This window comes from Vibrio sp. 10N.239.312.D08 (assembly GCF_041466145.1).
Taxonomy (GTDB): domain Bacteria; phylum Pseudomonadota; class Gammaproteobacteria; order Enterobacterales; family Vibrionaceae; genus Vibrio; species Vibrio crassostreae_C.
Genome location: NZ_JBFSSD010000005.1, coordinates 148,462 through 156,291 on the forward strand (window position 1 = coordinate 148,462; position 7,830 = coordinate 156,291).

Below are 7,830 nucleotides of genomic sequence, written 5' to 3' on the forward strand. Positions count from 1 at the left end.
AGCGAAAAACATGGAGTTAGACAATGATTCAGCCTAACGAGTTTAGCCAAGAACAAGCAACAGCTCTCCCTACACCCAATGACATGATTTTAAAATGGGCAGAAGAACGCCCAGATGAAGTCTATTTGAAACAGATTATTAATCGCCAATTTGTCGAATTTACTTATAAAGAAGTAGCAGACAAAGCACTGAAATTGGCGTCAGCATTAGAAGGACTCGGAGCCCAACCTGGCGATCGAGTCGCTCTCGTATCGAAAAACTGTGCAGAATGGTTCATCTGCGATCTTGCCATGATGTTAGGAGATTTTGTCAGCGTCCCAATCTTTCCTACAGCGGGTGCAGACACCATTCAGTACTGTATTGAACACAGTGAAAGTAAAATTGTGATTGCGGGTAAGCTTGACGATCCTAAAGCCACTCAAAAAGTACTTGATGACAATCCGAGCTTAGTGAGTATTTCACTACCATACGACAGTGCAGCGAAGTGCCAACACACTTTCGAACAGCTCATTGATACACATGAACGATCAACCAAACGCCCTCAGCATCACGACGATAAGCTGATGTCACTTGTTTATACATCGGGTACATCAGGGTTACCAAAAGGCGCAATGCTCACCTACGGCGCGTTTACTTGGTCTGTTCAAAGGTTGATTGACCATATTGGAATCCAACCTGGCGACCGCCTGTTTTCTTATCTACCGCTTGCTCATATTACAGAACGCGTTTACATCTTTGGTTCTTCAGTAATGGGAGGCGTGGTTACGGCTTTCCCTGAATCTTTAGACACCTTTATTGATGATGTGAAAATGCATCGCCCTACACTGTTTATTTCGGTTCCTCGCTTATGGACTCTGTTCCAGCAGCGAATCCAAGACAAATTGCCACAGAAGAAACTGAACTTCTTACTTAAGATTCCGTTTATCAACAACATCATTAAGAAAAAGCTTGCTGATGGTTTAGGGTTAGACCAAGCTCGCGTTCTCGGATGTGGTTCTGCACCGGTATCACCTGCTCTACTCGCATGGTATGAGAGTGTTGGCCTGCACATTACCGAGGCATGGGGCATGACAGAGTCTTTCGCCTACAGCACGCTCAACTACCCATTCAGAGCTGACAAGATTGGTACGGTTGGTAATGCAGGCCCGGGTATCGAACTCAAAATAGCTGAAGATGAAGAGATTCTAGTTCGAGGCAAAGGCTTATTCTCTGGTTACTACAAGAATGATATTGCAACCCAAGAGTCTTTTAACTCGGATGGTTGGCTTCATACCGGTGATATCGGTGATATCGATAGTGAAGGTTACCTAACGATTCGTGGGCGTAAGAAAGATACCTTTAAAACAGCTAAAGGTAAGTTTGTTGCCCCTGTACCAATCGAAAACAAACTGTTTGAGTACAGCCGCGTAGAAATGATGTGTTTGATAGGGCTTGGCCTACCAGGCCCAATCCTACTTGTGGTACCGCATGACTTCCCTAATTTCGATAGAGCTCGCTATGAGAAAACGACAAAGCGCGTTATCGAGAAAATGAACGAGCAGCTCGGTTCACATGAGAAGATCAAAGGTGTATTGATGATTAAGGAACCATGGAGCATTGAGAATGGCGTGTTAACCCCGACTCTCAAAATCAAGCGACATATCCTTGAGCAGAAATACCATGAAGTTGGTCATAACTGGCCGAAAGATAAATTGGTGGTTTGGGAAGAATAACCATGACTTCCACCTAACACTGAATAAAGAGTGCTACTAAACTGAAACTAGCACTAAGAGGGAGCTTGAGAGCTCCCTCTTTTTATATGACCCACTTTCTGTTGGCCTTTCTTCCTATTGACCGTTTTTCTACTGACAGCCTTATTGCAAGTAAACCGACCCGCAGACAACTATTACAAGGTTAACCTGATAATTACGTCTAACATCTCATCAAAACAAGGACCTAGCGCCTCTTCATCGATGGCATGACAATACACTCCTTCAAGCTGAGCAGGGTCATAATCCGCACTAAGATCAGGATCATCTAATAGCGCACTAGAATTCGCCATCCGTAGCAATAAGTCTTCACCAAACTCGCTATCAGGTCCTGTCGCTGATGTTAGAGATGAACCTAACCCTAACGTAAATACATAAATATCTTCCGTTCTGGCTTTTTCCGCAATATCTTCGACGAGATTACGCGCAACCCGATTTACACGGGTATACAAATCATTCGCTGAATGACTATCTGGATCATATTGCGCGACTGGACGCAACGCATGAGACGGATTTAGAATGTTGAACTCGGTGGCGCTTGAATCATGAGTCGTGTAGTACTGGGGCATCTCACTGATATGGTCATCAATATCATTTCCCTCATAGCCACCAGATAAAGTGGTGGCTATCGAGTCATGCCTCCAAAGCCCTCTCGGCGTACCACTGGAACCATCGCTTGATCGAATAGCGCCCGTATGTGAATCCCCGTCCTCAAAATCAAACGTGGTTGCAAAGGTGTTTGGTGCTCCATCGGTAAAGAACACGATCACTTTCAAATTTGCCGGATCAGTCACCGTTCTCAGTTCATTCAGAGCTCGATACATCCCTTCCGATGCATTGGTATATTGTGCGTTCGAGGTACTACCAAAGTTAAAGCTATCAATTTCAGATTTGATAGTGCTTCGACTGTGTCCTCGAGTCGATGTGAACCCAACAGGTACCTCTGACCCAAACGCAAATTTCACCAACGAGATACGATCAAAACCTTCATGAAAATTCTCAACGAATGACTTAGACCTATCGATGACATCTTGAGTCACGTCGCCGATACTCCCTAACCTCAAAGATGTAGTGTTATCAATCACTAACACTAAATCTACAGGGCGGCGGATCGACTGTGCGGATACACCAGGGTTAAACGTGTCTAGCCCTATCAATGGCAAAAAAACAGTGGGCACTTGCGCTGTTGCTGAGATATCGATAGAGATATTACCAAACGAATCATTAGCGAAATTGACTGCGCCTAAGCTAGGAGTGGCTGAATAGAAGTCTGCGGGGATATTAGCTGCAAAATATTTTTGAGCAGCTGCCCGTCCAGCATCTTCGCCATTAGCGACCGCCCTTGCAGCCGCAATGCTGGCTGCATCGACCGCGGCAAATAATTTCGACTTAACAATATAAGCTCGACCAGCGTCAACAGAAAGACCAACAACTAAGAGTATAAAAGGCAGCGCAATAATTGACATCAAAGCCACTAACCCACGACTGTAACGATATTTGATTGGGGTTCCCTTATCCATATCGACCTCCCTTACATATATGTTGTGTCGCTCAGAATGTATTCATCATCAAACACTCGACTAAAAATAGGCGAGTAGTCGTAAAAGACTTCAACGCTGTACACAATCTCTCCATCATCAAGTGCAACCGCTAAGTTGTTAACAACAGGAGGATCATCAGCATCCACATCCGAGCACTCTCCATCATTGGCCCAATTGCTGCAGCTCGCCCAAATAGCACTGTTTTTACTTAACCCGTGCTGGTTCCATCGATACTGACTTTTAATGTATGGAGAAGCATCTTCTTGACCGACCAACTCAGTAATGTAAATAACGCCGTCTTGCGTTAAATCCAAAGTGCCTGATGTTGTCGCTATGATGTCCATGACTTCTTGTGGGGTATCAGTGTTACTTCGCGAGATAATGTTTCCACCTTCTCGACTGATACTGATAATAACGTGGTTAGCTTGAATGAGATGTGTTATGTCGACAGCCGCCACGATCAGTAGCATAAATAAAGGCGCTATCAACGTCATTTCGATTGCTGCAAAACCTTTCTGAGCGGCTTTTTTCAATTTAAAAGGAAACATCCAGTCCCTCCCTAAAAAGCTTCGTTTTTCATCGCTGCGCTGACGGTAAATTTGAATTTTCCATCATCGAGCAAAACATACATATAGGGATTTACAGATGGCCACTCACAATCAAGATGAATAGAAATAATGTCTCCAGAACCGCCAAAGCCGGTGATTGCATTACCATAGACATCTTCAACACGTATATTCTGAACATCCATCACTTTATCGAGTAAACCGCTCGACGATTGAGAGATTTTTTCCAAGATAGCCGCTTCGCGATCACTCGATGAGTCAGGATCCAAGTCAGAACGACCTGTAATGGCATATCTTGCCCCCTCCCTTGCCGAGTGTTGCATGGTCAGTTTAACGAACCCATAAATACCAAGGTCAACAACCGTTAAAAAAAGCGCAAAAAACAGGCTCACCACAATCGTAAATTCGATAATAGCGATACCTTTTATTTTGGATTTTAGACCGCTTCGATAGCGGTTACCTTCTGAACCTCTTGAAATAAATTTCATACAGCCCCCACCCTTTCGTCTTTCTATTCACCCTATCTAGCCCAATAGAATCCTAGGAGATATAGAAAGACTCAACATTACAGATATAGAATTGATAAATGAGTTATTCAAGCAGTATTCAATTAATCAATTTCAACACTATTAATACGGAGGTGGATTCAAACTGTTTTTTGTTTAATTTAATTTAATTCAATTGCTTATATAAAATTAAAGGTTCTAATAAAACATAGTAATTTAATTTTCATTTATTAATCCCAAAAATAACTGTCTGTTTTATATCCATTAGACAAAGAAAGGAAAAAACATTATGACGCTTGTTTTTATATAAATCAGAGTTAAAGTCTCAAAAATAAGACAACGTAAATTGAAAAATAAGCATTTAGTTTAGTAGGAATGGATTTTTATAAGTACTCGATGATTAATGGGTAAAGTCAGGCTGGATTAAGCGAGTACAAATGAATATTGTGGCCGAGATAGAACCAGCAAAACTAGCCTTCACGCTAATGGATACATAAGTCATGATTATAAACATTTAGTATAATCAGAAGCATCGTTATTCTCTTACTCTAACCCTATATCTTCTTTCATCCTACGACTCAGCTGTTCTGCACATAAAACCTTATTCTGTTTCGCCTTAGCCTTACCTCCTTTGATCTTATTATTTTTAAACAACTTAGTCCCATAAAATCTTGTCCAACGGATTAATGCTTCCATAATTGCTCTCTTGTATTTGCCATCGTTCTGTCGTTATTATGAAAACAACCTGTTCGATAATCGAACAACCATTATTAACAAGAACTATAAGCTGAGATTATGGATAATAGACTGCGTCACCTTTCAGGTCTCCGTTACTTTGAAGTTGCGGCTCGCTTGAACAATTACAGCAAAGCTGCTGAAGAGCTGTTCGTCACTCAAGCAGCCGTCAGCCAGAAGATTCGACAGTTAGAAGAACAGGTTGGATGTAAGCTCTTTATTCGTAAGGGGCGTGCAATGACTTTGACGCATGAAGGGCACACACTTTTTAGACATGTCTCTGATGGATTTCAAGATATTCTGCTGGGGTTAAACAAGATCCAATCAGAACCTATTCAAGGGCTACTTGTTGTTAGAAGTCCCCCCTCTTTTGCTTCTCGTTGGTTACTGCCTAGGCTGTGGAAGTTCTCGGTAAAGCACCCAGAGATCCCAATTAAGATACTAACAGGGTGTGATACACCAAATTTAAAACATGGCGAAATTGATGTGGCTATTCGACAAGGTGAAGATCTATGCGTTGAAGAAGGCTTGATTCTTGAGATGCTAATCAACGAACCGGTTTACCCTTTTTGTTCCCCTAAACTCGCAAACTCTTTGAACTTAACATCACCTGAACAACTCCTCAAATGTTGGCTGATTCAGTTTGATAGCGGTTGTTTCCCGTGGGATGAATGGTTTAGGCAAGCAAACATATCGACTCAAAGCAGCACCATTCAGTGGATGGAAGTCGGTACCTTTGATATGGGGCTAACCACGGTCATGGCGGGACATGGGGTTTGCTTGGCAACAGACAGCTTAGCTGGTGACTTCATCGAACGCGGCTTACTAGTGAAGCCCTTTGATATAGGCATGACACCTGGGGTTCAAGTCAACCTATGCTTTGATCCTAGCTCGCCGAGGAAAGAACGTATTGAGGCATTTACTGAGTGGTTGCATGAAGAAGTGTCTGAAATATCTAAGAGCTAACTTTAGCTTTGGCTTTGGCTTTGGCTTTGCAAAGATAACTCAGCATTACTTATCACACTCCGCGTTCACGTAACTCCTTTTATATAGATAGAGTTACGTGCGTGAAGTTTATTTACTCCCAAAAAGATTTTTTCATCTCTTCATTAGCCTGCTCTCGGGTAATACCAACATCTTCAAGTAAATGATCCGATAGCTCTGCTAGGTGTTTTCTCGTCCTACGATTCTGAAGATAAATCCTAAATTTAGAATAGAATTTCTTAATTGATAATGATGACAAAAATGAATGGTTGGTATTTGCGGTTGCTGTGATCGTATCCATAACCTTTCTCCTGTTGATCTCTCGCTTTGTTATGGTCAATAATCGACCAATAGAGCAACATCGACAAACGATAGATACTGGCATTCAGTTAAGGAAAACTAATGTGAGAGAGCGCACCCCACCTTTCCAAGGGATATACTATTTTTATACTGCGGCTGAAACAGGCAGTTTTAAGCTTGCAGCAGAAAAGCTATTTGTCACGGCTGCAGCAGTCAGCCAACAAATTCGCCAACTTGAAGAATGGTTAGGCGCAGACCTGTTTATTCGTCAGCACCGAAAAATAGTACTCACTCATGAAGGTGAAGTGCTCTATCTACAAGCGAAGAAAGGCTTTGCTCATATTCAAGATGGAGTAAGACGAATAAACCAAGACCCCAACCCCACTCAGTTATCGATTTCGACCGTACCCTCTTTTGCACAACATTGGTTAGTGCATAGAATTGGCAACTTTCGCGATCGCCACCCTGATCTATCTATGTTAATTGAGCCGACCAATAAGCTAGTCACATTTGAAGATTCTAATGTCGATATCTGTGTTCGATACGGTCATGGAGACTACCCAAACATCGAATCACGTTGGTTGATGGACGAGGTCATTTACCCGGTTTGTCACCCTATCTATCAAGAGAAACACGGTATCTATGACATCGACGATCTGCATAAAGCGGAACTGATTGAAGACCGTTGGCCTGATATGGATTGGAATCTATGGTTAGACGTTGCTGGGGCGAAGGCAGGACGTTCATCATTGCAATTTGACGGCTCACATTTTGTTTTAGAGGGTGCATTATCCGTTCAGGGCGTTGCCTTGGTTAAGCACAGCTTGGTGTATCGCTATTTGCAGGAAAAGAAACTCGTCCGAATCGGTAATATCGCGCTGAAGCCTAAATACAATTACTTTTTATGCGCGCCTCCAGGTTACTTCCATCGAGAAAAGATAAAACGCTTCGAAGAATGGATGCAGACTCAAGTTAAATTGTTTGGTGATACAGGTAGAGAAGAGCTTTCGATTATCCACACCGATTACGAACTCAAATGGTCGGATAATTCATAAAGCGAAACTGGTATACTTAGCTCAAATAAATGGCGAGAACATCTCATGACACAAGACAATAATCCACTTCACGGTATCACTCTACAGAAGCTACTGACTGAATTAGTTGAACATTACGGTTGGGAAGTGTTGAGTTACATGGTGAACATCAACTGCTTTAAAAAAGACCCGAGCATTAAATCGAGCTTAAAATTTTTGCGTAAAACAGATTGGGCTCGTACCAAGGTAGAGCAGATTTACATCGACTTAAAGCGTTAATCTCTCCCTACTTTATCTGTCCCGTGTTGATTAAATACGGGACAACCCCTGTGTCTACTTTTTAGGGGCCACATCAACATCACATCTCGCATCTCGCATCTCGCATCTCGCATCTCGCATCTCGCATCTCGCATCTC

At 42.4% G+C, this 7,830-nt stretch carries 9 protein-coding genes; 4 read left to right on the forward strand and 5 right to left on the reverse strand.

Going from position 1 to position 7,830, the window contains the following annotated elements; all coding sequences use genetic code 11:
• Positions 1–23 precede the first annotated feature (23 nt).
• Positions 24–1,712, forward strand: coding sequence for an AMP-binding protein (locus AB6D58_RS04750; protein WP_017068215.1), 1,689 nt, complete (start codon positions 24–26; stop codon positions 1,710–1,712).
• A 173-nt stretch (positions 1,713–1,885) separates the two neighbouring features.
• Here the strand turns inward: AB6D58_RS04750 and AB6D58_RS04755 are convergent, their stop codons facing one another.
• The 4 genes from AB6D58_RS04755 to AB6D58_RS04770 all read right to left on the reverse strand — a co-directional run bounded on the left by AB6D58_RS04755 (position 1,886) and on the right by AB6D58_RS04770 (position 5,057).
• Entirely contained in the window at positions 1,886–3,268 is a 1,383-nt protein-coding gene (locus AB6D58_RS04755) for a VWA domain-containing protein (RefSeq protein ID WP_136979383.1), read from the reverse strand.
• Positions 3,269–3,279: 11 nt separating this feature from the next.
• Complete coding sequence (locus tag AB6D58_RS04760) at positions 3,280–3,837, reverse strand: TadE/TadG family type IV pilus assembly protein (protein WP_017063295.1); 558 nt, start codon at positions 3,835–3,837, stop codon at positions 3,280–3,282.
• A gap of 11 nt (positions 3,838–3,848) precedes the next feature.
• Complete coding sequence (locus AB6D58_RS04765; RefSeq protein WP_017063294.1) at positions 3,849–4,343, reverse strand: TadE family protein; 495 nt, start codon at positions 4,341–4,343, stop codon at positions 3,849–3,851.
• A 561-nt stretch (positions 4,344–4,904) separates the two neighbouring features.
• Complete coding sequence (locus AB6D58_RS04770) at positions 4,905–5,057, reverse strand: hypothetical protein (RefSeq protein ID WP_017063293.1); 153 nt, start codon at positions 5,055–5,057, stop codon at positions 4,905–4,907.
• A 99-nt stretch (positions 5,058–5,156) separates the two neighbouring features.
• On the opposite strand from AB6D58_RS04770, the gene AB6D58_RS04775 reads away from it, so the two are divergent.
• Positions 5,157–6,062, forward strand: a complete 906-nt coding sequence (locus AB6D58_RS04775; RefSeq protein ID WP_372136669.1) for a LysR substrate-binding domain-containing protein — start codon at positions 5,157–5,159, stop codon at positions 6,060–6,062.
• A gap of 112 nt (positions 6,063–6,174) precedes the next feature.
• On the opposite strand, the gene AB6D58_RS04780 is transcribed toward AB6D58_RS04775, so the two are convergent.
• Positions 6,175–6,381, reverse strand: a complete 207-nt coding sequence (locus AB6D58_RS04780; RefSeq protein WP_136981650.1) for a DUF1127 domain-containing protein — start codon at positions 6,379–6,381, stop codon at positions 6,175–6,177.
• Positions 6,382–6,484: 103 nt separating this feature from the next.
• Here AB6D58_RS04780 and AB6D58_RS04785 point away from each other — a divergent pair, with 103 nt between their 5' ends.
• A complete protein-coding gene (locus AB6D58_RS04785) occupies positions 6,485–7,435 on the forward strand; it encodes a LysR substrate-binding domain-containing protein (RefSeq protein WP_372156567.1) in 951 nt (316 codons plus the stop codon).
• Positions 7,436–7,480: 45 nt separating this feature from the next.
• A complete protein-coding gene (locus AB6D58_RS04790) occupies positions 7,481–7,693 on the forward strand; it encodes a VF530 family DNA-binding protein (RefSeq protein WP_372156570.1) in 213 nt (70 codons plus the stop codon).
• Positions 7,694–7,830: the final 137 nt, after the last annotated feature.